Raw genomic sequence first — 241 nt, forward strand, 5'->3', positions numbered from 1 at the left:
CGTCGTTGAATTTCGCCATCTGGGCCGAAAGGTCGATGATCAGCGGATCCATCTCGGCGAGCTTCGCCTTGGCGCCGGCATCGTCGTCGCGCTGGCCGAGTGCGATCGCCTGTGACGCGAGCGCATGCACCCTGGCGATCTGGCCGCGGAACCGGTCGAGCTGCGGTTTCAGCGAGGGCTGGAGCGCCTCGGCATTGTCCAGCAGCTTGTTTGCCTCCTGGAAATTGTCCTGCTCCGCCTT

Annotated in this window: 1 protein-coding gene; it reads right to left on the minus strand. The window is 64.3% G+C overall.

What is annotated here, in order from left to right; genetic code table 11:
* Positions 1-241, minus strand: a 241-nt coding sequence (locus NLU14_RS22770) for a hypothetical protein (protein ID WP_275710888.1), incomplete at both ends; no start/stop codon positions are given.

The sequence above is a fragment of the Marinobacter iranensis genome (genome assembly GCF_029207565.1).
GTDB lineage: Bacteria > Pseudomonadota > Gammaproteobacteria > Pseudomonadales > Oleiphilaceae > Marinobacter > Marinobacter iranensis.